This window comes from Streptomyces sp. TG1A-60, from assembly GCF_037201975.1.
Classification (GTDB): domain Bacteria; phylum Actinomycetota; class Actinomycetes; order Streptomycetales; family Streptomycetaceae; genus Streptomyces.
Window position 1 is genome coordinate 2,112,346 of sequence record NZ_CP147520.1, and the last position, 22,855, is coordinate 2,135,200.

Annotated in this window: 17 protein-coding genes and 3 pseudogenes; 10 read left to right on the forward strand and 10 right to left on the reverse strand. The window is 70.7% G+C overall.

Going from position 1 to position 22,855, the window contains the following annotated elements; genetic code table 11:
* The first annotated feature begins 74 nt into the window (after positions 1 to 74).
* Positions 75 to 1,073, forward strand: a complete 999-nt coding sequence (locus tag WBG99_RS08510) for a TAXI family TRAP transporter solute-binding subunit (RefSeq protein WP_338895752.1) — start codon at positions 75 to 77, stop codon at positions 1,071 to 1,073.
* A 92-nt stretch (positions 1,074 to 1,165) separates the two neighbouring features.
* Here WBG99_RS08510 and WBG99_RS08515 read toward each other — a convergent pair whose 3' ends face one another.
* Entirely contained in the window at positions 1,166 to 2,578 is a 1,413-nt protein-coding gene (locus WBG99_RS08515) for a HAMP domain-containing sensor histidine kinase (protein ID WP_338895753.1), read from the reverse strand.
* 9 nt (positions 2,579 to 2,587) lie between these two features.
* Positions 2,588 to 3,274: a response regulator transcription factor gene (locus tag WBG99_RS08520; protein ID WP_338895754.1), complete on the reverse strand. Its 687-nt coding sequence runs from the start codon at positions 3,272 to 3,274 to the stop codon at positions 2,588 to 2,590.
* Positions 3,275 to 3,593: 319 nt separating this feature from the next.
* Between WBG99_RS08520 and WBG99_RS08525 the strand changes: the two genes are divergently transcribed.
* The 5 genes and pseudogenes from WBG99_RS08525 (at position 3,594) to WBG99_RS08545 (ending at position 8,861) form a co-directional block, all read left to right on the forward strand.
* Complete coding sequence (locus tag WBG99_RS08525; protein WP_338895755.1) at positions 3,594 to 4,370, forward strand: amino acid ABC transporter ATP-binding protein; 777 nt, start codon at positions 3,594 to 3,596, stop codon at positions 4,368 to 4,370.
* Positions 4,371 to 4,452: 82 nt separating this feature from the next.
* Positions 4,453 to 5,301, forward strand: a complete 849-nt coding sequence (locus tag WBG99_RS08530) for a glutamate ABC transporter substrate-binding protein (RefSeq protein ID WP_338895756.1) — start codon at positions 4,453 to 4,455, stop codon at positions 5,299 to 5,301.
* 78 nt (positions 5,302 to 5,379) lie between these two features.
* Complete coding sequence (locus WBG99_RS08535; RefSeq protein ID WP_338895757.1) at positions 5,380 to 6,051, forward strand: amino acid ABC transporter permease; 672 nt, start codon at positions 5,380 to 5,382, stop codon at positions 6,049 to 6,051.
* Positions 6,048 to 6,977 carry an amino acid ABC transporter permease gene (locus WBG99_RS08540; RefSeq protein WP_338895758.1) on the forward strand — a complete coding sequence of 310 codons (930 nt, stop codon included), beginning with the start codon at positions 6,048 to 6,050 and terminating at the stop codon, positions 6,975 to 6,977. The genes WBG99_RS08535 and WBG99_RS08540 overlap by 4 nt, the downstream gene beginning before the upstream one ends.
* 199 nt (positions 6,978 to 7,176) lie before the next feature.
* Positions 7,177 to 8,861 (forward strand): annotated as a pseudogene (locus WBG99_RS08545) (FAD-dependent monooxygenase).
* Positions 8,862 to 9,184: 323 nt separating this feature from the next.
* Here WBG99_RS08545 and recX read toward each other — a convergent pair.
* The 6 genes and pseudogenes from recX to WBG99_RS08575 form a co-directional block, all read right to left on the reverse strand.
* A complete protein-coding gene (recX, locus tag WBG99_RS08550) occupies positions 9,185 to 10,033 on the reverse strand; it encodes a recombination regulator RecX (protein WP_338895759.1) in 849 nt (282 codons plus the stop codon).
* Between the two features lie 3 nt (positions 10,034 to 10,036).
* Positions 10,037 to 10,774 carry a hypothetical protein gene (locus WBG99_RS08555; RefSeq protein WP_338900263.1) on the reverse strand — a complete coding sequence of 246 codons (738 nt, stop codon included), beginning with the start codon at positions 10,772 to 10,774 and terminating at the stop codon, positions 10,037 to 10,039.
* A gap of 18 nt (positions 10,775 to 10,792) precedes the next feature.
* A pseudogene (locus tag WBG99_RS08560) lies at positions 10,793 to 11,653 on the reverse strand (recombinase RecA); the annotation flags it as partial.
* Positions 11,645 to 12,256 (reverse strand): annotated as a pseudogene (gene recA / locus WBG99_RS08565) (recombinase RecA); the annotation flags it as partial. The pseudogenes WBG99_RS08560 and recA, both read right to left, overlap by 9 nt.
* A gap of 230 nt (positions 12,257 to 12,486) precedes the next feature.
* Positions 12,487 to 13,860, reverse strand: coding sequence for an AI-2E family transporter (locus WBG99_RS08570; RefSeq protein WP_338895760.1), 1,374 nt, complete (start codon positions 13,858 to 13,860; stop codon positions 12,487 to 12,489).
* A gap of 93 nt (positions 13,861 to 13,953) precedes the next feature.
* Positions 13,954 to 14,148, reverse strand: coding sequence for a DUF3046 domain-containing protein (locus tag WBG99_RS08575; protein ID WP_338895761.1), 195 nt, complete (start codon positions 14,146 to 14,148; stop codon positions 13,954 to 13,956).
* A gap of 79 nt (positions 14,149 to 14,227) precedes the next feature.
* On the opposite strand from WBG99_RS08575, the gene WBG99_RS08580 reads away from it, so the two are divergent.
* Positions 14,228 to 15,172: a hypothetical protein gene (locus WBG99_RS08580; protein WP_338895762.1), complete on the forward strand. Its 945-nt coding sequence runs from the start codon at positions 14,228 to 14,230 to the stop codon at positions 15,170 to 15,172.
* A 33-nt stretch (positions 15,173 to 15,205) separates the two neighbouring features.
* Here the strand turns inward: WBG99_RS08580 and WBG99_RS08585 are convergent, their stop codons facing one another.
* Positions 15,206 to 15,514 carry an AzlD domain-containing protein gene (locus WBG99_RS08585; RefSeq protein ID WP_338895763.1) on the reverse strand — a complete coding sequence of 103 codons (309 nt, stop codon included), beginning with the start codon at positions 15,512 to 15,514 and terminating at the stop codon, positions 15,206 to 15,208.
* Positions 15,515 to 15,814: 300 nt separating this feature from the next.
* On the opposite strand from WBG99_RS08585, the gene WBG99_RS08590 reads away from it, so the two are divergent.
* The 3 genes from WBG99_RS08590 to WBG99_RS08600 all read left to right on the forward strand — a co-directional run bounded on the left by WBG99_RS08590 (position 15,815) and on the right by WBG99_RS08600 (position 22,527).
* Positions 15,815 to 20,737: an ATP-dependent helicase gene (locus WBG99_RS08590; RefSeq protein ID WP_338895764.1), complete on the forward strand. Its 4,923-nt coding sequence runs from the start codon at positions 15,815 to 15,817 to the stop codon at positions 20,735 to 20,737.
* A gap of 138 nt (positions 20,738 to 20,875) precedes the next feature.
* Entirely contained in the window at positions 20,876 to 21,730 is an 855-nt protein-coding gene (locus WBG99_RS08595) for a DNA-formamidopyrimidine glycosylase family protein (protein WP_338895765.1), read from the forward strand.
* A gap of 32 nt (positions 21,731 to 21,762) precedes the next feature.
* Positions 21,763 to 22,527, forward strand: coding sequence for an SDR family oxidoreductase (locus WBG99_RS08600; protein ID WP_338895766.1), 765 nt, complete (start codon positions 21,763 to 21,765; stop codon positions 22,525 to 22,527).
* Between the two features lie 32 nt (positions 22,528 to 22,559).
* Here WBG99_RS08600 and WBG99_RS08605 read toward each other — a convergent pair whose 3' ends face one another.
* The gene (locus WBG99_RS08605) at positions 22,560 to 22,769 is read right to left on the reverse strand and encodes a hypothetical protein (protein ID WP_338895767.1); all 210 of its coding nucleotides are present in this window, start codon (positions 22,767 to 22,769) and stop codon (positions 22,560 to 22,562) included.
* Positions 22,770 to 22,855: the final 86 nt, after the last annotated feature.

The window sequence follows — 22,855 nt, forward strand, 5'->3', positions numbered from 1 at the left end:
CCCCGATGTCACGAGCCGGCACCGGATGGGTCCGACCCTGGTCGCCCGCCGGGTGACCTGGCAGGATCTCGCGCATGGTCCAGGCACTCCCCCGCATCGGCAGGCGGCACGCACTCCTGGGCTCGATGGCTTCGCTGGTGGTCCTCGGGCTGCTGGCGTGGTGGCTGTGGCCGCGCGAGGAGTCGCCGAGCGGGGCGATCACCCTCACCACGGGAGCCGAACGGGGCGTCTACCAGGAGTACGGCAACCGGCTGCGCAACGCGATCTCCGGCGACATGCCGGGCCTGCGGGTCCAGCTGATGCCCAGCAACGGGTCCCAGACGAACGTCCGCCGTGTGGCCACCGGGAAGGCCGACTTCGCCATCGCCCAGGCCGACGCCGTGCAGACGTACATCGACGAGGGTCGGCCCGGCGCCGACAAGCTGTGCGGCGTCGCACGGCTGTACGACGACTACATCCAGCTGGTCGTCCCCGCCGACTCGACCGTCCAGAGCGTCTCGGAACTGAAGGGCAAGCGGGTCGCCGTCGGACCCGAGGGCTCCGGCGTACGGCTGATAGCGGAACGTCTGCTGGCGGCGGACGGCCTGGACATCGACAAGGACATCGACGCGCGGCGGGACACCATCGGGACGAGCCCCGACGAACTCCGCACCGGCGAGATAGACGCCTTCTTCTGGTCGGGCGGACTGCCCACGAAGGGCCTGAGCGACCTCGCGGTCAAGGAGAAGTACGAGTTCCGGTTCGTCCCGATCCGCAGCGACCTGGTGACGAAACTGCACGACCAGGGCGGGGTCTTCAGCCACTACCGGACGTCCGTGATGCCTGCCGACGCCTACCCGACCATTCTGACGAACCCCGTGCCCACCCTTACCGTGGCGAACCTGCTCATCACCCGCGAGGACGTGGACCCCCGGCTCACCGAGTGGCTGACCCGCGTCGTCCTCAAGAGCCGGGACAACATCGGCCAGCACGTCCACGCGGCCCAGGTGGTGGACCTGCGCACCGCCATCTACACGGACCCGCTGCCGCTGCACGAGGGCGCGGGGGCGTACTACCGGTCGGTGAAGCCGTAACCGGCCGTTTCCCGCGGCGGGGGCCCGGCCCCGCTAGGCCCCCCGTGAGCCCCTGTGCCCCGCCCGGCCTCGCACAGACCGGCAAACGCGTCTCAGGCCGGCGGACGCGTCCTCGGCACCGACACCGTCACCCGCAGCCCGTGCGGCTTGTGGTGGGCGTACGAGATGGAACCGCCGCCCGCCACGATCAGCGCCCGGGAGATGGAGAGCCCGAGGCCCGAGCCCTTGATGTTCTGGTGCGCTGTGCTGCGCCAGAAGCGGTCGCCGACGCGCTCCAGTTCCTCGTCGCTGAGGCCTGGCCCGCCGTCGGTGACCACCACCGTGCAGGCTTCGCCGTTCGAGGCGACCCGGACCTCGACGGTCTCCCCGGCGGGCGTGAACTTCAGCGCGTTGTCGATCACCGCGTCCAGGGCGCTGGACAGGGCGACGGGGTCGGCCCAGGCGGTGGTGGCCGGGCAGGTGCCGACCAGTCGTACGCCCTTGTCGTCGGCGAGCGGCGACCAGGAGGCGACCCGCTCGGCGGCCAGCTCGCCCACGTCGGTGAGCCGCAGATCGGCCTCGGCGTGCTCGGCGAGTGCCAGGTCGAGCAGGTCGTCGAGGACACGGGCGAGGCGCTTCCCCTCGGTGCGGACGGAGGCGATCTCCTCGTTGTCCTCGGGCAGTTCGAGGGCGAGCAGCTCGATGCGCAGCAGCAACGCGGCCAGCGGGTTGCGCAGTTGGTGCGAGGCATCGGCGACGAAGGCGCGCTGCTGCTCCAGGACGTCCTCGACGTTGTCGGCCATCTCGTTGAACGACCCGGCCAGGCGCCTCAGTTCCGGCGGTCCGCCGGCCACCGCGACCCGCGACTTCAGGCGTCCGGAGGCGATGGCGTGGGTGGTGACGTCGAGGACCCGTACGGGCTTGAGGACCCACCCCGTCAGACGCAGCGCGGCGCCGACGGCGAGGAGCATCGCGGCGATCTCGCCCGCGCCGATGATCAGCCAGCCGCGCAGGATCTTCGAGCGCATCTGATCCGTGGGCGAGTCGGTGACTACGGCGGCGACGACGTCACCGTCGTGGATGACCGGGGATGCCACGACCAGACGGCCGTCCTGCCAGGGCCACACCTGCTTCGGGTCGTGCGGGCGGCGCCCCAGCAGCGCCTCGTCGAAGGCGGCGAGGCCCTCTCCCTCGGTGGGCACACCCCACTCGTAGGGGGCGTTGGCCATGGGGGCCCGGCCGTCCTCGCGGTAGAAGACGCCGGCCTTGATGCCGTACACGTTGTAATACTGGTCCAGCTCCCGCTGCAGGGTCTCGCGGCGGCCGTCCGTGGTGTCGACCCGGGATCCGCTGGGGCGTTCGGTGACGAACTGGGCGAGGGCCGCGAAGCGCGCCGTGTCGTCGATGCGGTCGACGACCACCTCCTGTTGCCGCGCCGCCGCGAGGCTCACCGCCAGTGGGATGCCGAGTGCCAGCAGCACGGCGGCCATCAGGACGATGAGCAGCGGAAGAAGACGAGTGCGCACGCGGGCACGCTACGGCGTCGGGGAGACCAACCGGTAGCCGACCCCGCGCACCGTCTCGATCAGGGCGGGCATCCGCAGCTTGGACCGCAGGGAGGCGACATGCACCTCGAGGGTGCGCCCGGTCCCTTCCCAACTGGTCCGCCACACCTCGCTGATGATCTGTTCCCGGCGGAACACCACCCCGGGCCGCTGGGCCAGCAGCGCGAGCAGATCGAACTCCTTGCGGGTCAGCTGGACGACCGATCCGTCCACGCTGACCTGGCGGGTGGGCAGCTCGATGAGCACGGACCCGAGGCGCAGCCCGGTGTCGCCGGGCGCCGCGGCCCCGTCGGGGGCCCGACGGCGGGCGACGGCGTGGATCCGGGCGAGCAGCTCGCCGGTGTCGTACGGCTTGACCACGTAGTCGTCGGCGCCGAGGTTGAGGCCGTGGATCCGGGAACGTACGTCGGCGCGGGCCGTCACCATGATCACCGGGGTGCTGGTGCGCTTGCGGATCTTGCCGCAGACCTCGTATCCGTCCTGGTCGGGCAGGCCGAGATCGAGCAGGACGACCCCGAAGCCGTTCCCCTCCGGGACGAGCGCCTGGAGCGCCTCCTCGCCGCTGCGGGCGTGCGTGACGGCGAAGCCGTGCCGGGCCAGGACCGCGGACAGGGCAGCGGCGACGTGGTTGTCGTCCTCGACGAGGAGCAGCCTCATTCCGGCCCCTTCCGGTTCGGTGCGCATCACGTTTCGGTCATGTGTACGTCTCGGCTGGCACACATTACGCGGACGCGCACCTCGGGCACGCGCGCGTGGACCCCTTCGCAGTGACACTGATGAGTGAGGACGCCGTCAAGGCCGTACGGGTTCCGCGGGGGTTCCGTTACCCAGCCGAAACGCCCCGCCGAGCCCCGCTACGGGCAGTGCCCGCCCAGCTACCAGATCGTTATGCTCAAACTTCCCTCAGATGTAATGACGCTGGTCGTCGGGGGTCACTACTGTCCTCCGAAACCGAGGAGGACGGAGCCAGAAAGCGATGACCGAAGTTTCGGTGGTCAAGGACGCGGTGCCCGCGGCCGACGACCTGGTCGTCCTGAAGAGCGTCAACAAGCACTTCGGCGCGTTGCACGTGCTCCAGGACATCGATCTGACGATCACCAGGGGCGAGGTCGTCGTGGTGATCGGACCCTCCGGGTCCGGTAAGTCCACTCTGTGCCGCACCATCAACCGGCTGGAGTCGATCGACTCCGGCGACATCCTGATCGACGGCAGGCCGCTGCCCGCCGAGGGCAAGGCGCTCGCCCGGCTGCGCGCCGACGTCGGCATGGTGTTCCAGTCGTTCAATCTCTTCGCGCACAAGACCGTGCTCGAGAACGTGATGCTGGGGCAACTCAAGGTCCGCAGGGCCGACAAGAAGAAGGCCGAGGAGAAGGCCCGGAGCCTGCTGGACCGGGTCGGTGTGAGCACCCAGGCGGACAAGTACCCCGCGCAGCTCTCGGGCGGTCAGCAGCAGCGTGTCGCGATCGCGCGGGCACTGGCCATGGACCCCAAGGTCATGCTCTTCGACGAGCCGACCTCGGCACTCGACCCCGAGATGATCAACGAGGTCCTGGAAGTCATGCAGCAGCTCGCCCGGGAGGGCATGACCATGGTCGTGGTCACCCACGAGATGGGCTTCGCCCGTTCTGCCGCCAACAGGGTGGTGTTCATGGCGGACGGCCGCATCGTCGAAGAGGCGGTGCCGGACCAGTTCTTCAGCAACCCCCGCAGCGACCGGGCCAAGGACTTCCTGTCGAAGATCCTGCACCACTGACGGCCCTGCCGAACCCCGCTTTCGGCACCGGCACCCACCCCGTGACGGTCCGCATCTCTTCACCAGTCAAAGGATGTTCACCATGAAGCTTCGCAAGGTCTCCGCCGCAGCGGCCACGGCCCTCGTCCTCGCCCTCACGGCCACCGCTTGCGGCGGTGACGACAGCAGCGGCAACGAGAGCGGGTCGGACTCGGGCTCCAGCGAGAAGATCACGATCGGCATCAAGTTCGACCAGCCGGGCATCGGCCAGAAGACCGCCGACGGCGACTACGCGGGCTTCGATGTCGACGTCGCGACGTACGTCGCCAAGGAGCTCGGCTACGACGAGAACCAGATCGAGTGGCGAGAAGCCAAGAGCGCCGACCGCGAGACGATGCTCGAGCGCGGTGACGTGGACTTCATCGCCGCCTCGTACTCGATCAACGACGAGCGCGAGAAGAAGGTCGACTTCGCCGGCCCGTACCTCCTCGCCCACCAGGACATCCTGATCCGTGCCGACGACAACTCGATCACGAAGCCGGAGGACCTGAACGAGAAGAACCTCTGCTCGGTCGCCGGCTCGACATCGGCGCAGAACGTCAAGGACAAGATCGCCCCGAAGGCCAACCTGCAGACGTACGGCGGCTACTCGGAGTGCCTGACCGGCCTGGAGAACGAGGCCGTCGACGCGCTGACCACCGACGACTCCATCCTCGCCGGGTACGCGGCGCAGGAGCAGTTCAAGGGCAAGTTCAAGCTCGCCGGCTTCAAGATGAGCAACGAGAACTACGGGATCGGCGTCAAGGAGGGCAGCGACCTCAAGGCCAAGATCAACAGTGCCCTGGAGAAGATGGTGTCCGACAACTCCTGGGACGAGGCCGTGAAGGCCAACTTCGGTCCGGCGAACTACAAGAACGAGCCCGCGCCGAAGATCGGCAACATCGTCAAGTGAGGCAGGGCGACAGGGTAGGCGCGCCGCTCTCCGTGGCGGCGTGCCGCGCCCTGCCCATACGCGGAAGCGCGGGAGACAGTGTTCGACTTTCTTGAGGACTACGACCTGCTAGGGGCCTTCTGGACGACGGTGCAGCTCACCGTCTACTCAGCCATCGGCTCCCTGGTCTGGGGCACTCTGCTGGCCGCCATGCGGGTCAGCCCCGTCCCCCTGATGCGCGGATTCGGCACCACCTATGTGAACGTGGTGCGGAACATCCCGCTGACGATCATCATCGTCTTCACCTCGCTGGGCCTCTACTCGACGCTGGGCATCGCCCTCGGCGCCGAGAGGTTCGAGGGCACGGGCATCAACTTCCGGCTCGCCGTACTCGGTCTGACCGCCTACACCGCGGCGTTCGTCTGCGAGGCACTGCGCTCCGGCATCAACACCGTGCCGGTCGGCCAGGCAGAGGCGGCCCGTGCCATCGGGCTGAACTTCACCCAGGTGCTGACCCTGGTGATCCTTCCCCAGGCGTTCCGCTCCGTCGTCGGGCCGCTGGCGAACGTGCTGATCGCCCTGACCAAGAACACCACGGTCGCGGCGGCGATCGGCGTGGCCGAGGCGGCGTTCCTGATGAAGGAGATGATCGAGAACGAGGCCCAGCTCCTCCTCATCTCCGCCATTTTCGCGTTCGGGTTCTGCTGCCTCACCCTCCCGACCGGTCTGATCCTCGGCTGGGTGAGCAAGAAGGTGGCGGTGAAGCGATGAGTCAGGTCCTGTACGACGTACCCGGGCCCCGGGCCAGGCGTCGGAACGCCCTCCTCTCGGCACTGTTCGTGGTCGCCCTCGCCGCCGCTCTGTGGTGGGTGTACGTCAAGCTCGACGAGAAGAACCAGCTCGACTGGGCGAAGTGGTCGCCCTTCTTCACGGACTCCCGGACGTGGACCACGTACATCCTGCCGGGCCTGGAGAACACCCTCATCGCGGCGGCCCTCGCCATGGTGCTGGCTCTGCCGCTCGGTGCGCTCTTCGGTATCTCGCGGCTCTCCGACCACCAGTGGGTGCGGTGGCCGTCCGGCGCCGTGGTGGAGTTCTTCCGAGCGATCCCCGTACTGATCCTGATGATCTTCGCCAACCAGGTGTACTCCGAGTACACGAACATCAGCCCGGACGACCGTCCGCTGTACGCGGTCGTCACCGGCCTGGTGCTGTACAACGCCTCGGTTCTCGCGGAGATCGTGCGGGCCGGCATCCTGTCCCTGCCGAAGGGGCAGTCGGAAGCCGCGATGGCGATCGGTCTGCGCAAGAACCAGACGATGCGGTTCGTCCTGCTGCCGCAGTCGGTCACGGCGATGCTGCCCGCGATCGTCAGCCAACTGGTCGTCATCGTGAAGGACACCGCGCTCGGTGGCGCGCTGCTCAACTTCGACGAATTGCTGGCGGCGGTTCGCCCGATGAGCTCGTTCTACGGCGCGAACACCATCGCCAGCTTCACCGTGGTGGCCGTGATCTTCGTGGCTCTCAACTTCGCACTCACCACCTTCGCGAGCTGGCTGGAAAGCAGACTGCGGCGTGGCAAGAAGTCGACCGGAGCGGTGCTTCCCGCGGCGGCGGTCGGGGGCACCACGGCGACCGGTGGGGAGGGCGGCGGTATCCCCGGTCTCGGCACCTACCCCAAGAAGACCGATACCTGACGAATGATCAGGTGGCATCCGCCCAGGGTGTCCCCGGAATCAGTCCCAAGGAGGGCAGTGGCATGATCGCCACTGCCCTCCGTCGCTTGACGCAGGCACCGGCAATGGGTTGCATACGTTCTGTGATCGTGCACCCTGCTCCGACTTCCTGTTCACCCACGTCCGCCGGGACGTCACGTCGGGCAGGGAGCGCCGCGCCGTGGACCCGGTGATCATCGTCGGAGCAGGGCCCGTGGGGCTCACGCTCGCCCTTGCGCTGGCGCGCCAGGAGGTGCCGTCCGTGGTCCTCGACGAAGGGCCGGGGAAGGACGAGCAGCGGCTCGCGCGGACGGTCGTGCTGCAGGACGACACGGCCGCGCTGCTGGAACGGCTGTCCGGGGCCCCGCTCGCGGAGGCCGGATACCGCTGGGCCGGATGGCGGTCGATGCGGCGCAAGCAGGTGATGCGTCAGGTCTATTTCGGGGAAGGGGACTTCGACGAGCCGGACTCCACGGACAGCGCGCGGAACGCCCGCAGCGGCTCCGAGCCCGTCGTCGAGGGCTCCGTGGACCTCCCCCGCTCCACATCGCCCAGCACGTCCTGACCGCCGCCCTGCGTGACACCATCGGCGGCGAACGGCTCGTCAAAATCGCCGTGGAGAGCCGGCTCGACGCCGTCGAGCAGGAGACCTCCGGCGTCACCGCCCACACCCGCGGCCCCAAGAGCACCTGGTGGCGGGGCAGTTACCTCGTGGGCTGCGACGGCCCCCGCTCGACGGTCCGCAAACTCCAGGACATCCGCTTCCCCGGCCGTACGGCGGTGGAACGGCACGCCGTTGCGGCACTCCGCGCGGAGCTCCCCTGGCCCGGCGAAGCACTGCTGCACCGGACGCCGCCGTGGCGCACCTCGGGCCCGTCCGGCGGGGAGATCACCGCACGGCCGCTCGACGAGCGCGTGTGGCGCCTGGACTGGCTCCTGCCGCCGGGCAAGGACCTGGTGACACCGGAACTCCTCGTGACCCGTGTCCGGGAGACCCTCGCGGGCTGGACGGGCGGCTCCACACCGCCGTACGACCTGTTGGACACCGGCGTCCACACCGTGCACCACCGGCTCGCCCGGCGGTGGCGGGTCGGCCGGGTCTTCCTCGCCGGGGACGCCGCGCATCTGCTCGGGGCGCTCGGCACCCAGGGCCTCGACGAAGGCCTGCGCGACGCCGACAACCTCGCCTGGAAGCTGGCTCTGGCCTGGCACCACGGGCCCCACGAGGCGCTGCTCGACAGCTACCAGGCGGAGCGGCGCGCGGGCGTCGCCGCCCGGCTGCGCGCCGCCGACCAGGTGCTGCCCGTGCTGCGCGGCGTCAAAGGACTGCGGTCGTACGTCCCCGGCTCGGCCCGGAGCCATGAAGCGCTGCTCGCGGACGGCCACCTGGGGCGCGGGGCGCTGGGTGCGCCCGGGGCGTACTCCGACTCACCGCTCATGCCTCCGCGCACCGTCGCGGAGGCTCCGGTCGACACACTGCCGGGTGCCCAGGTCACCGATGTGCGGGTGACCGCCGAGGACGGCTCCATCGTGCCCCTGCGGGAACGGCTCGGTCGCGGGGCGCTGCTGGTGGTGCTGGTCGCGCCGGGTACCGGAGTGTGGGAGCGCAAGCACTGGGTGAGCGCCGGGCTGATGCCCCGGCTCGCAGCCGCTGTCACCGCCCTGCCGCACTCCGCCGAGTTGTTGGTCGCCGAGACCTATCCGGGCGCAGCCGCCCATACCGTGCTCCTGGTGCGCCCCGACGGCCACCTCGTCACCGCCCTGAGCGGGGTGCGCCCGGCCGATCTGTACGCGGCGGCGGAGGCGGCGCTGGGCGGGGCCGGGCAGCAGCCCGAGACGACCGGGGCGACCGCGAGTTCGCACTGAGTCACCCGTACTCTCCGGACCTGCCGTCACCTTGTGTGCGCATGGTGCCGGCCAGTTGCTCCCTCCGCGCTGTCGTGGTGCACCCCGGCCCGTGCCGACACCTCTACGCGCCTGTGGCGCAAGGGTCCACATGCACCTCGTCCGCTATGCGGGCCGCATGTGTCGCCGTCCTTCTGACGAGACTGGCGATAAGCGCGCGGCTCGAGGGGCCCAAGGGTTGGGCCCATGGTCCGGGCGGCTGGTGACCGCCGTCCGGAGGCCGCGGTTCGGCGATCGTCGAGCCCTGGGGACACCGTCGCGGCACCGGCCACGGCCGCCTTGCCTCAGTACCCCTCGTCTTCCAGCCCCTCTGTCTCCTCCCCCTCGTCCTCCAGCGCCTGCCGGACCACACGGAGGGCCATGCCCTCGGGGTAGCCCTTGCGGGCGAGCATGCCCGCGAGGCGGCGGAGGCGTTTGTCGCGGTCGAGGCCTCGGGTGGAGCGCAGCTTGCGGGCGACGAGCTCGCGCGCTGTGGACTCCTCCTGCTCGGAGTCGAGCTGGGCGACGGCCTCGTCGATCAGCGCCGAGTCGACGCCTTTGGTGCGCAGCTCCCGGGCGAGGGCTCGGCGGGCCAGACCCCGGCCGTGGTGCCGGGACTCCACCCAGGCGTCCGCGAACGCGCTGTCGTTGATCAGCCCGGCCTCCTCGAACCGTGACAGCACCTCGCCCGCCACGTCCTCGGGGATCTCGCGTTTGTGCAGGGCGTCCGCGAGCTGCTTGCGGGTGCGCGGGGTCCCGGTGAGCAGGCGCAGGCAGATCGCGCGCGCCCGCTCAACCGGGTCCCCTGGGAACTCCCCTTTCCCGGCCCTCGACGAGAGAGAGGAACCCCCGTCCTGGGTGCCCCGGTCATTCGGGCCGTCGCCCGATTCCCCGAAGCCACGCCGCCGGCCGCCGCGTGCGTCACCGCCCGCACCGGAGCGCGAGCCATCCTCCCGCCGACCGGCGTCACCGTCACCGCCGTACGGTTCGCCGTCGTAGAACTCACCGTCGTGGGGCCCGTCCGTGCCGTAGCACGGCGTGTCGTCGTACGGGCCGAACCCGTGCCCGTCTGTACCCCCGGCGGTACCCCCGCGCCCCCGGCTCTCGGGGGCACTGGGGTATGCGTACTCGCCCCAGTCCGTTCTGCGTGTCACGGACTAGCTCTTCGCCGCCGTGGCCTTGGTCTTTGCGGCCTTGGCAGCCGAGGCTGGCACTGTCTTCGCTGCGTCGTCCGCGGCCGGGTCCGAGACCGCCGTGTCCGCGCCCGGCTCGGTGGTGGGCTCCTCGGGACGAACGCCGACGCCCAGTTTCTCCTTGATCTTCTTCTCGATCTCGTTGGCGAGGTCGGGGTTGTCCTTCAGGAAGTTACGGGCGTTCTCCTTGCCCTGGCCGAGCTGGTCGCCCTCGTACGTGTACCAGGCGCCGGCCTTGCGGACGAAGCCGTGCTCCACACCCATGTCGATCAAGCCGCCCTCGCGGCTGATGCCCTGGCCGTAGAGGATGTCGAACTCGGCCTGCTTGAAGGGCGGCGCGACCTTGTTCTTGACGACCTTGACGCGGGTTCGGTTGCCGACCGCGTCGGTGCCGTCTTTCAGTGTCTCGATGCGGCGGATGTCGAGTCGCACCGAAGCGTAGAACTTCAGCGCGCGGCCACCTGTCGTGGTCTCCGGGCTGTTGTGGACCATGACGCCGTCAACGAAGTAGTTGTGTGTGCCCTCGACCTCGATGTCGAACTTCTTCATGGAACGCGTCGGCGGCTTGACGTGGATGTCGAGGATCTCCGAGGCGACCAGGCGCTGTGTCTCCTCGATGAACTCCGGCTCGACACCGAATCGGCCGCGGAAGCGCGGAAGCAGCTTGTACTCCATGGACGGGTGCACGAAGGGAGCCACCATCTCCTGGAAGCGCGCCGATGAGTCAGTGCTGAACTGCAGCACCGCCCTCTGCCGTTCGCCTGCGAGCCTACGGCTCACGTCAAGACCGTGCGTGTCTCGCAGGTACTCAACGACGCGCTCCCGTGAGCCTTCGCTCATGGCCTCGACGCAGATCTCGATCCGGCCTGAACCGCCTTCCGTACGCTCCTGGAGCCCCTGGGAACGCACCGTGAAGCAGCCGTCGTCCATGTACCAGATGGCCAGGGCCAGCGGAGTCATCGCTTTGAGATGCTCCCAGGTGATGTGCTTCTTGTCTCCGCCGAAGTAGACGACTTCCCTCAGCTCGTCCAGCTCTGGCAGCGGAGAGAAGTCCGCGAAGACCGCGCCCTTCTCATTCTGTGTCCGCGAGCATCCGATGTTTCCGAGCAGCGAGACCTTCCAGCCCAGGTACTCGGCCTGCTTGGCCCCGTGACCCATACGGAAGCGGACTCCGGTACGACCCTTCCGGTTCGGAGAAAGGTTGCCGTCGCCCATCAGTGCCCCGAGGACGACCTGCTCCTGCTGTCCGCTCAGTGCCTTCTTCTCGCTGATGAGCACACGGTCACCGGCGATCAGCTCACCTGCCTCACGCCAGCCTCCCGGCGTACGGATCAAGTGGTTCTCCGTCGCGGCGAACTGAGCCTTGCCGTTCTTCCCGGACTTGGCCACGGTGAACTGCAGGAATCGCTCGGCGTTCCCGTTGTCGAACCAGTTGGTGATGCGTCGAGGGACGATCTTGTCGGTATCCGGGTCGTAGGAGAGGATCTCCACATCCATCCGCTGGTTGACGATCTTGCCGATCTTCTCCTGCGTGCCGTCGGCGAGTGTGACCCGAGTCGAGTAGTTGAAGCACCCGAACATCACGCCGATCTTCTCGCGGAGCTGGTTGATGAAGATGGCGGTGGTCTTGGACTGGTTGAGCGCGCTGGTGATCTTCCGCAGGGCCTGGCTCATCAGGCGGGCCTGCAGACCCACGTGGCTGTCGCCCATCTCGCCCTCGATCTCCGCGCGCGGGACGAGCGCGGCGACGGAGTCGATGACGATGAGGTCGAGGGCGCCGGAGCGGACCAGCATGTCCACGATCTCCAAGGCCTGCTCGCCGTTGTCCGGCTGGGAGAGGATCAGGTTGTCGATGTCGACGCCGAGCTTCTTCGCGTACTCGGGGTCGAGGGCGTGCTCCGCGTCCACGAAGGCCACCTGGCCGCCGGCCTTCTGCGCGTTCGCCACCGCGTGCAGGGTCAGGGTCGTCTTGCCGGAGGACTCCGGGCCGTACACCTCCACCACTCGGCCGCGCGGCAGGCCGCCGACGCCAAGGGCGACGTCGAGGGCGGTCGACCCGGTGGGGATGACCTCGATGGGCTCGTTCGGCCGCTCGCCCATGCGCATGACCGCGCCCTTGCCGAATTGTCGTTCAATCTGTGCGAGCGCGGCGTCGAGCGCCTTCTCGCGGTCGGTTCCTGCCATGGGTTCCACCCGATTTGCTTGAGTCGATCGCTTCACGTGAAAGACGCTAACGCCTGCCACTGACAATGGGCCCCGACGCCCGCCCGACCTGTGGATAACTCGGGCACTTCTCCACGAAAACCCTGTTGAAACTCCCGTCGAGAGCCTCGCCGGAGCCTCCATGAGAATGGATGTTCGATTTTAGTGTCAAGCGGACCACGCGGCAGTGGGACGACTTCCGGAAGGGTGCTTCAAGCACGGACGACGGCGACGATGGCTGTCGTACGGGGTGCCGTCCTCTTACGAGGCGCCGTCCTCGGGTCTCGCGCGCCGCTGGTCCAACTTCCGCTCCAGCCGCTTGCGCACGCGCCTGAGGACGTCGCCGCCGGTGCCGCCCCCTCCCATGCCGCCTGCGCCCGTCTGTGCAGGGGGGCGAAGAGGTTACGCGTGCCGCGTCTGCGGTGTCCGTGCACCCGGGGGTCGTCCGTGACGTCGTACCGCTTCACGTACGCCCCGAGGAAGGCCTGCAGGGTGGCGATGGCGGGGATGGCGATGAGCGCGCCGACGGCCCCGAGGAGTGCGGTGCCCGCGATGACCGATCCGAAGGCGACGGCCGGGTGGATGTCCACCGTCTTGGCGGTCAGCTTGGGCTGCAGCAGGTAGTTCTCGAACTGCTGGTAGATGACTACGAAGACGAGGACCCACAGCGCGTACCAGGGGTTGACCGTGAAGGCGATCAGCATCGGCAGGGCACCCGCGAGATAGGTGCCGATGGTGGGGATGAACTGCGAGACCAGACCGACCCAGACCGCGAGCGCGGGCGCGTAGGGCACGTCCAGGTACTCCAGCAGGACGTAGTGCGCGACGCCGGAGACCAGCGCCATCAGGCTGCGTGAGTACAGATAGCCGCCGGTCTTGTCGACGGCGATCTCCCACGCGCGCAGTACCTCGGCCTGCTTGGCGGGCGGCAGTACGGAGCACAGCGCGCGCCGCAGCCGTGGGCCGTCGGCGGCGAAGAAGAACGAGAACAGCGCGATCGTCAGCAGTTGGAAGAGGCCGCCCAGGACCTGCGCTGAGACGTCGAGGACGCCCGTGGCGCTGTTCTGCACGTACTTCTGCAGCCAGTCGGAGCGGAGCAGCCCCTCCTGGATGTCGACGCGCTTGAGCTCGGTGTGGAAGGTGGCGTTGATCCAGCTGATGACGGAGTCGAGGTACGCCGGGAAGTCCTCGACCATCTTGATGATCTGTCCGGCGAGCATCGAGCCCAGCAGGGTGACGAAGCCTGCGGCCCCGATCAGCGTGATCAGGAAGACCAAAAGGGTGGCGAAGCCCCTGCGCAGGCCCTTCGAGGCCATCCAGCTCACCGCGGGCTCGATCGCGAGTGCGAGGAAGAACGCGATGAGGACGTTGGTCAGCAGGCCGATGAGCTGGTGGAACGCCCAGCTGCCCAGTTGGAAGACGGCGACGAGGGTGAGCGCCAGCACCATCGCGCGCGGCAGCCAGCGGGGCATGCGGTTGCTCGGCGCGGCGCCGGGGCCGGGACCGGCCTGGGAGCGGGGAGGCGGTGTCGTGCCGAACGGGGATGCCTGGGGCTCGAACCGCGCGGTCTCGTCTGTGGGGGCCACGGACCAAGTTTCGCCCACGCCACCGACAATCGGTCCCCGCCCCCGGATCTCCCGGTCCGACGACCAGCCCTCGCCCGGCGAATTCGGTGGCTTTCAGCGGTTTTCGGCTGGAACGCCCATGGTCGTGCACACCACGCGCCACACGTCCTTGGCCTCCCAGCCGGCGTCCAGCGCCTCGCGCACCGTGCGCCCGCCGAGGCCGGACATCACATGATCGCGCGCGAAGGTGTCGGCGTACCCCTCACCGAAGTGATCCGCCATCCGCTGCCAGAAGACCGTCAACCGCATGAGTCCAGTATCCCGCCCCAGGGGGTGGGCCCGGCCGGGACGGCTTGCCGACACCGCTTTCCGTCCTACGGTCTGACCCATGGCCGAAACCGGAGCATCCCCCCTCCCCTCATCGCCCCCGGCACACACCCCGCTCGCCCGCGCCGGGGAGTTCGTCTGGCTGACCGCGCGTGTGCTGGAGCAGCGCCGCTTCGCGTACCACTTCCTGAACGGGGGCGCCGACGCGGTGGAGACCGCTCTGGCCGCCTACCGCAACGCCGACGAGGGGTACGGCCACGCGCTCGAACCCGATCTTCGCGGTCCCGTCAGCCAGCCTCTGCACACCGGGCACGCGCTGCGTGTGCTGGACTCGATCGGGCGCTGCGGCGGACAGCGGGTGGAGCGCGTGTGCCGCTATCTGACCTCGGTGTCGACCCCCGACGGCGCCCTCCCCGCGGTGCACCCCGGCCAACGCGGTTATCCGGCGGCCCCGTTCGTGCCGATCGTCGACGACCCGCCCAGTGATCTGCTGGCGACCGGGCCCGTGGTGGGCCTGCTGCACCGCAACCAGGTGTGGCACGCGTGGCTGTTCCGGGCCACCGACTTCTGCTGGCAGGCGGTCGAGTCCCTGGAGAGGTCGCACCCCTATGAGGTCCACGCCGCCGTGGCGTTCCTGGAGTCCGTACCCGACCGCCCGCGCGCGCAGGCGACCGCCGACCGGCTCGGCCGCCTGGTGCGCGAGCACCGGCTCGCCACGCTGGATCCGGAGCGGCCGGCCGAGTACCCGGTGTCCGCCGGTTACGCGCCGGGAGAGCACCACTACCCGCACGACTTCGCCCCCACTCCGGAGTCGCTCGCGCGCGCGTGGTTCACCGACGAGGAGATGGCCCGCTCTCTCGACTTCCTGGCGAGCGAGCAGGCGGAGGACGGTGGTTGGCCGATCCGCTGGCGGCAGTGGGCTCCGAGCACCGCGACGGAGAGCCGACCGATCGTGACGATCGAGGCGCTGCGTACGCTGCGGGCGTACGGGCGGCCGATCGGCTGAGGTGCCGCACGCGCGTGTACCCCGACCATCGCGTCAGCCCGTCGTCGCCCGCACCCCGGCCGTCACGATCACCGCCGCGGCCACGACGAGCAGGATGGGGGCACGCAGGAGCAGCGCGACGGCGGCTGCGGCGAGCCCCGCCGCCCGGGCGTCCAGGACCAGGGCGTGTCCGTCGGCGAAGGTCCGCTGGGCCGTGAGGGCGGCGAGAAGGGCCACGGGGAACAGGGCGGCGAGGCGCTGAACGAGCGGCCGTTCCAGGACGCCTTCGGGGATTAGCAGGCCGAGGAGCTTGACGGCGTGGCAGCCGACGGCGGTGGCGGCGATCGCGATCCAGACGTTCATCGGCCCTCCTCCCGGCGCCCGCCCGGTCGGTCGGCGGCCCGTCGGCGCCGGGCAACTCCGCGTACCGCCAGTGCCTCGCCCGCTCCGCCGAACCCGCCATGCCCCATTCTGCGCCGTGCGGTGTTTGGGTGAGGGCCCGGCCTCCAGCGGCCTCGGAGCCGCCCGGCTGCGCCTCACCCGTCCCCTGCACCACGGCCGGAAGCGGCGGGCTCGCCCGAGCCGAGCCCGCACCCACACCACCCACCGAAGCCATTTCCACAGGTCCGGACCGTTGTCAGTGGGCGGGTGCAGGATGGGGGCATGGTCAGCTCCGCAGATCGAGCCCTCGACGGCTTCACCCCCGCGACCCGCGGCTGGTTCACGGGGGCCTTCTCCGCGCCCACCGCGGCTCAGGCCGGGGCGTGGCGGGCGATCGGCGAGGGATCGGACGTGCTGGTGGTCGCCCCGACCGGCTCCGGCAAGACACTGGCCGCGTTCCTCGCCGCACTGGACCAGCTGGCGTCGACACCGCCCCCGGCCGAACCGAGGAAGCGCTGCCGGGTGCTGTACGTGTCGCCGCTGAAGGCCCTCGCCGTGGACGTGGAGCGGAACCTGCGCAGCCCACTGACCGGTATCCGCCAGGAATCGGTGCGCCTGGGGCTGCCCGAGCCCGAGGTGAAGGTGGGCATCCGCTCGGGCGACACCCCGGCCGCCGAGCGTCGCGCCCTGGCCACGCGCCCGCCGGACATCCTGATCACCACCCCCGAGTCGCTGTTCCTGATGCTGACGTCGGCCACGCGCGACGCGCTCACGGGCGTGGAGACGGTGATCCTGGACGAGGTGCACGCGGTCGCGGGCACCAAGCGCGGCGCTCACCTGGCGCTCTCCCTGGAGCGGCTCGACGAGCTGTTGCCGAGGCCCGCCCGCCGTATCGGCCTGTCCGCCACCGTGCGTCCCGTGGACGAGGTCGCGCGGTACCTCTCCCCGCGCGGCCGGGTGGAGATCGTCCAGCCTCCGTCCGGCAAGGAGTTCGACCTCTCCGTCGTCGTGCCCGTGGAGGATTTGGGCGAGCTGGGCGGCTCCCCGGTCGCCGAGGGCGACGAGGGCGCGGAACGGCCGTCGATCTGGCCGCACGTCGAGGAGCGGATCGCCGACCTCGTCCAGGCCCACCGCTCCACGATCGTGTTCGCCAACTCCCGCCGCCTCGCGGAGCGGCTGTGCAACCGGCTCAACGAGATCGCGTACGAGCGGGCCACCGGCGAGCCTTTGGACGGGCACCACTCCCCGGCCGAGCTGATGGGCGGCTCGGGCGCGGCCCAGGGGGCGCCCCCGGTCCTCGCCCGAGCCCATCACGGCTCGGTCTCCAAGGAGCAGCGTGCTCTGGTCGAGGAGGACCTGAAGGCGGGCCGGCTGCCGGCCGTGGTCGCCACCTCCAGCCTCGAACTGGGCATCGACATGGGCGCGGTGGACCTGGTCGTCCAGGTGGAGTCGCCGCCCTCGGTCGCCTCCGGCCTGCAGCGCGTGGGCCGTGCGGGACACCAGGTGGGCGCGGTCTCCACGGGCGTGGTCTTCCCCAAGTACCGCGGCGACCTGGTCCAGTCGGCCGTGGTCACCGAGCGGATGCGCAGCGGCTCCATCGAGTCCCTGAGGATCCCCGGCAACCCCCTGGACGTGCTGGCGCAGCAGCTCGTGGCCATGACCTCGATGGACACCTGGCAGTTCGACGAACTCCTCGCCACCGTCCGCCGCGCCGCCCCCTTCGCCGCGCTCCCGGAATCCGCGTTCACGGCCGTCCTCGACATGCTCGCGGGCCGCTATCCGTCCGACGCCTTCGCGGAGCTGCGCCCGCGCGTGGTGTGGGACCGGGTCGCCGGCACGATCACGGGACGACCGGGCGCCCAGCGCCTCGCGGTCACCTCCGGGGGCACGATCCCCGACCGCGGGCTCTTCGGGGTCTTCCTCGCGGGCGCCGACCCCAAGAAGGGCGGTGGCCGGGTCGGCGAGCTCGACGAGGAGATGGTGTACGAGTCGCGGGTCGGGGACGTCTTCACCCTCGGCACCAGCTCCTGGCGCATCGAGGACATCACCCGCGACCGGGTACTGGTCTCCCCCGCGCCGGGCGTACCGGGCCGCCTGCCCTTCTGGAAGGGCGACCAGCTCGGCCGCCCGCTCGAACTGGGCCGCGCGGTCGGCGCGTTCCTGCGCGAGGTGGGCTCCCTGTCCCAGGAGGACGCCCGGCTGCGTCTGCTGGCCGCCGGACTCGACGCCTGGGCCGCGGACAATGTCCTCTCCTACCTCGCCGAACAGCGTGAGGCATGCGGTCATGTCCCCGACGACCGCACGGTCGTCGTCGAACGCTTCCGCGACGAGCTGGGGGACTGGCGGGTCGTCGTCCACTCCCCCTTCGGCGCCCAGGTCCACGCCCCCTGGGCTCTCGCCCTCGGTGCGAAGCTCTCCGAGCGGTACGGCATGGACGCCCAGGTCATGCACGCCGACGACGGCATCGTGCTGCGCCTGCCCGACGCCGACCTGATGGGTCTGGACCTGCTCGACATGGAGCCCATGAAGGCGGGCACGGAATACGACGCCGAGCAGGCTCCCCTCGGCGCGGCGGATGTCGCCTTCGACAAGGGCGAGGTCGATCAGATCGTCACCGACCAGGTCGGCGGCTCAGCGCTTTTCGCGTCCCGCTTCCGCGAGTGCGCCGCCCGCGCGCTCCTGCTGCCCCGCCGTAGCCCCGGCAAGCGCACGCCCCTGTGGCAGCAGCGCCAGCGTGCCGCCCAACTCCTCCAAGTGGCCAGCGAGTTCGGCTCGTTCCCGATCGTCCTGGAGGCGGTCCGCGAATGCCTCCAGGACGTCTTCGATGTTCCTGGTCTCACCGAGCTGATGGGCGACATCGAGTCCCGCAAGGTCCGCCTCGTCGAGGTCACCACCCCGGAGCCATCCCCCTTCGCCCGCTCACTCCTCTTCGGATACGTCGCCCAGTTCCTCTACGAGGGCGACTCCCCGCTCGCCGAGCGCCGCGCCGCCGCCCTGTCGCTGGACTCCCGGCTGCTGGCGGAGCTGCTGGGCCAGGCGGAGTTGCGTGAGCTGCTCGACGCCGAGGTGCTGGTCGAGCTGGAGCAGGAGCTCCAGTGGCTCACGGAGGACCGGCGCGTCAAGGACGCCGAAGGCGTCGCGGACCTGCTCCGGCTCCTCGGCCCCCTCAGGGACGCCGAGTTGGCCGAGCGCGGCGCCGAACCGCAGTGGGCGCGGGAGCTGACCGCGGCACGCCGCGCCATCCGGGTCCGGATCGCCGGCACGGACCACTGGGCGGCGACCGAGGACGCGGGCCGCCTGCGCGACGCGCTCGGCACGGCCCTGCCGGTCGGCGTCCCGGAGGCCTTCACCGAACCGGTCAAGGACCCGCTCGGCGACCTCCTCGCCCGGTACGCGCGCACCCACGGCCCGTTCACCTCGGCCACGGCGGCAGCCCGCTTCGGCCTCGGCGTGGCCGTCACGGACGGGACACTCCATCGACTCGCGGCGAACGGCCGTGTCGTACAGGGCGAGTTCCACCCGGCGGGCATCGGCCAGGAGTGGTGCGACGCGGCCGTGCTGCGCCGTCTGCGCCGCCGCTCGCTCGCAGCTCTGCGGCACGAGCTGGAGCCGGTACCGCCAGCCGCGCTCGCACACTTCCTGCCCCAGTGGCAGCACGTGGGCGGCGGCCACAGGTTGCGCGGCCTCGACGGACTGGTGCGCGCGATCGAGCAGTTGCAGTGCGCTTCCGTCCCCGCCTCCGCCCTGGAGAAGCTGGTCCTGCCGTCCCGGGTCGCCGCCTACGCCCCCGCCATGCTCGACGAACTCACCGCCGCCGGCGAAGTCGTCTGGGCGGGCGCAGGTGCCCTCCCCGGCAAGGACGGATGGGTCTCGCTGTACTTGGCGGACACGGCCCCGCTCCTTCTCCCACCCGCGCACCCCCTGGAGCTGGCCGCGCTCCACGAGTCGATCCTGAGCGCCCTCTCCGGGGGCTACGGTCTGTTCTTCCGGCAGATCGCCGACCAGGTCCGCGCGACCACCCACCCCGACGTCACCGATCCCCAACTGGCTGACGCCGTCTGGGATCTGGCCTGGTCGGGCCGGCTAACCAACGACACTCTCGCCCCCATGCGCTCCCTGCTGGGCTCGGGCCGCACCACGGGCTCCACCGCCCACCGCGCCAAGCGCACGGTCCCGCGCGGCCGGTACGGCTCCTTGACCGCCGCCGCGCGCCCCCAGTCCCGTACGGGCCCGCCCACGGTCGCCGGCCGCTGGTCCCTGCTCCCCGCGCCCGAGACCGACCCCACGGTCCGCGCCCACGCACTGGCCCGCACCCTCCTCGACCGGCACGGCGTCGTGACCCGGGGTGCCGTGGCGGCAGAGGGCGCCGAAGGCGGCTTCTCCGCGACCTACCGCGTCCTTTCCGTCTTCGAGGAGAGCGGTCAGGCCCGCCGCGGCTACGTGGTCGAGGGCCTGGGTGCCGCCCAGTTCGCGATGGACGGCGCCGTGGACCGCCTGCGCGCCGTCGCAAGCGCCCGCGACCGGAACGCCCCTGTCCCCGACCCTGCCCCGAACGACTCCCCCGAAGGCCACGGCACGGCAACCGCGGCGCTTCGGGACGGGTTCCCCGACGACTCCGGCCTCCTCGCCCCCGCCGGCTTCGACACTCCGACCACCCCGGACTGGAACCCCGACGGCGACCACAGCGAAATCAGCCCGCTCGACCAAGGCGGCCCATACGGCCGAGGCAGTTCATACGACCAAGGCGGTGCCTCCACTCACTCCAGCCCGTACGGCCGAGGCGGCCCCCCGCACCGCACCGGCCCCACCCCCTCCCCCCGTGCCGTCGTCCTGGCCGCCGCCGACCCGGCGAACGCCTACGGCGCCGCCCTCCCCTGGCCCGACCCGCCCACCGAAGCGGGCCACAAACCGGGCCGCAAGGCGGGCTCCCTGGTCGTCCTGGTCGACGGTGAGCTGACCCTCTACATGGAGCGTGGCGGCAAGACCCTGCTGGCCTGGCCCGCCGACCCGGACGCGAGGCCCATGGGCGACCCCCGCCTCCCCGCGGCCGCCGAAGCCCTGGCCACGGCGGCCCGCGCGGGCTCCCTCGGCACGGTCACGGTGGAACGCGTGAACGGCACCTCAGCCCTCACCTCCCCCCACGGCCCCCTCCTGGAAGCAGCAGGCTTCATCGCAACCCCGCGCGGCCTGCGCATCCGAGTGTGAAAAGCGTGGCTCCGGCCCCGAAAGGGGCGCGAGGGTCGGCGCGACCAGCCCCCACAACCCGCACCCGCCACCCCACCAAGCCCTCCGAGCTGTAAAGCGCCCCCGGCCCCGGCCCCCAGCGCATGCCACCCTTGACCCATGCCCGAAGGTGACACCGTCTGGCAAACGGCGAGACGACTCCACGCCGCTCTCGCCGGCAAGGTGCTGTCCCGCTCCGACCTACGCGTGCCGAAGTACGCCACGGCCGACCTCACCGGCCGCACCGTCCTGGACATCACCCCCCGCGGCAAACACCTCCTGACCCGCATCGAGGGCGGCCTGACCCTGCACTCGCACCTGCGGATGGACGGTTCCTGGAAGGTGTACGGCAACGGCGAGCGCTGGCGCGGCGGCCCCGCGCACCAGATCCGCGCGATCCTCGGCACCGCCGACCGCACGGCCGTCGGCTACCGCCTCCCCATCCTGGAACTGCTCCGCACCACCGACGAGCAGCGAGCCGTCGGTCACCTGGGCCCCGACCTGCTCGGCCCGGACTGGGACCCCGGCCGCGCCCTCGCGAACCTCCTGAGCGACCCGTCCCGCCCCCTCGGCGAGGCACTGCTCGACCAGCGCAATCTCGCCGGCATCGGCAACGTCTACAAGAGCGAGCTGTGCTTCCTGCTCAGGGTCACCCCCTGGCTCCCCGTCGGCTCCCTCCCCGAGGACACCGCCGCCCGCCTGCCGACGCTCGCCAAGGAGCTCCTGGAGGCCAACCGCGACCGCCCGATCCGTAGCACCACGGGCCACCGCCACCGCGACCTCTTCGTGTACGGCCGGGCCCCACACCCCTGCCTGCGCTGCGGCACCCCCGTCCGCACGGCCGACCAGGGCGACGGCTCCCGCGAACGCCCCACCTACTGGTGCCCCACGTGCCAGCCTGGCCCCGCCCCGGCACCGGGCGCTCCCCGAGCGGCCCGGCCTGATCCGCGAACCCAACGCCGCCCACTCAATTGACGGCCCGTCAGAAAAGCTCGTACCGTCACCTCATGCCCCTCCCGGCGTACGACCTCACCGGCCGCACCGCGTTCGTCACCGGCGCCGGCAGCGGTATCGGCCGCGCGTCGGCCGCGCTGCTCGCCAAGGCGGGCGCCACCGTGCACTGCGCGGACCGCGACGCTCAGGGCCTGCACGAGACCGCGGCCCTGGTCAAGGCCGGAGGCGGCACCGCGCACACCCACCATCTCGATGTCACCGACCGCGCCCGGCTCGCGCGGGCGGTGGCCGCCTGCCAGCAGTTGCACGTGATGGCGGCGATCGCCGGGGTCATGCACAGCAGTCCGGTGCTGGAGACCCGGGACGAGGACCTCGACCGGGTGTGGAGCGTCAACTTCAAGGGGGTGCTGCACGCCTGCCGGGAAGCGGCCCGCCGGATGATCGCCGATGCGACGCGGGGCAGCATCGTCACCATGGCCTCCGGCGCCGTCGACACCGGCGGTCCGGGCTTGCTCTGCTACGGCGTGAGCAAGGCCGCGGTGGTCCAGCTGACGAAGACCCTGGCGACCGAGGTCGGCCCGCACGGCATCCGCGTCAACGCGGTGGCGCCGGGCTGGATCCGTACGCCCATGACCGACCGGCACGACAACGAGACACAGGCGCGGACGGAGACCTTCATGGCGCGGCGCTCACCCCTCGGCCGGGTCGGCGAGCCCGACGACATAGCTCACGCCGTACTGCACCTCGCCTCCGACGCATCGTCGTTCACCACGGGCCAGATCCTCCGCCCGAACGGCGGGGTGGCCATGCCCTGGTGACCGCGGCCCCAACCGCGCTCCCCCGGGCATGGTCACCCCACGCCCCCTGACGCATCCCCCGACCGCTCAGGTGCCCGTCTCCCCTTCGGCACGCAGTGCACAGGCAGGAGACTCAACCCCCACCCGCCGGCCGCGACCGCCCCCTCCACCGCACCGGCATCCGGCACCAGCGCGAGCCGCAGCACACCCCACCACCACAGCGCACCGAGTCCCAGAGCCGCCCCCCAGCGAACTATCCGCATGGCCGCCACCTCCAGGCCTTTCGGGCCCCCAGAACGACGCTAGACGGCTCTCGTCACGGCCGGAGAGGGCGCACCACCGGCACAAG

Bases quoted from the DNA above. Each gene is read 5' to 3' on its own strand.
- WBG99_RS08510 (WP_338895752.1), top strand. From the start codon at position 75: ATGGTCCAGGCACTCCCCCGCATCGGCAGGCGGCACGCACTCCTGGGC.
- WBG99_RS08520 (WP_338895754.1), bottom strand. From the start codon at position 3,274: ATGAGGCTGCTCCTCGTCGAGGACGACAACCACGTCGCCGCTGCCCTG.
- WBG99_RS08525 (WP_338895755.1), top strand. From the start codon at position 3,594: ATGACCGAAGTTTCGGTGGTCAAGGACGCGGTGCCCGCGGCCGACGAC.
- WBG99_RS08530 (WP_338895756.1), top strand. From the start codon at position 4,453: ATGAAGCTTCGCAAGGTCTCCGCCGCAGCGGCCACGGCCCTCGTCCTC.
- WBG99_RS08540 (WP_338895758.1), top strand. From the start codon at position 6,048: ATGAGTCAGGTCCTGTACGACGTACCCGGGCCCCGGGCCAGGCGTCGG.
- WBG99_RS08555 (WP_338900263.1), bottom strand. From the start codon at position 10,774: ATGGTGGCTCCCTTCGTGCACCCGTCCATGGAGTACAAGCTGCTTCCG.
- WBG99_RS08575 (WP_338895761.1), bottom strand. From the start codon at position 14,148: ATGCGGTTGACGGTCTTCTGGCAGCGGATGGCGGATCACTTCGGTGAG.
- WBG99_RS08580 (WP_338895762.1), top strand. From the start codon at position 14,228: ATGGCCGAAACCGGAGCATCCCCCCTCCCCTCATCGCCCCCGGCACAC.
- WBG99_RS08585 (WP_338895763.1), bottom strand. From the start codon at position 15,514: ATGAACGTCTGGATCGCGATCGCCGCCACCGCCGTCGGCTGCCACGCC.
- WBG99_RS08590 (WP_338895764.1), top strand. From the start codon at position 15,815: ATGGTCAGCTCCGCAGATCGAGCCCTCGACGGCTTCACCCCCGCGACC.
- WBG99_RS08595 (WP_338895765.1), top strand. From the start codon at position 20,876: ATGCCCGAAGGTGACACCGTCTGGCAAACGGCGAGACGACTCCACGCC.
- WBG99_RS08600 (WP_338895766.1), top strand. From the start codon at position 21,763: ATGCCCCTCCCGGCGTACGACCTCACCGGCCGCACCGCGTTCGTCACC.
- WBG99_RS08605 (WP_338895767.1), bottom strand. From the start codon at position 22,769: ATGCGGATAGTTCGCTGGGGGGCGGCTCTGGGACTCGGTGCGCTGTGG.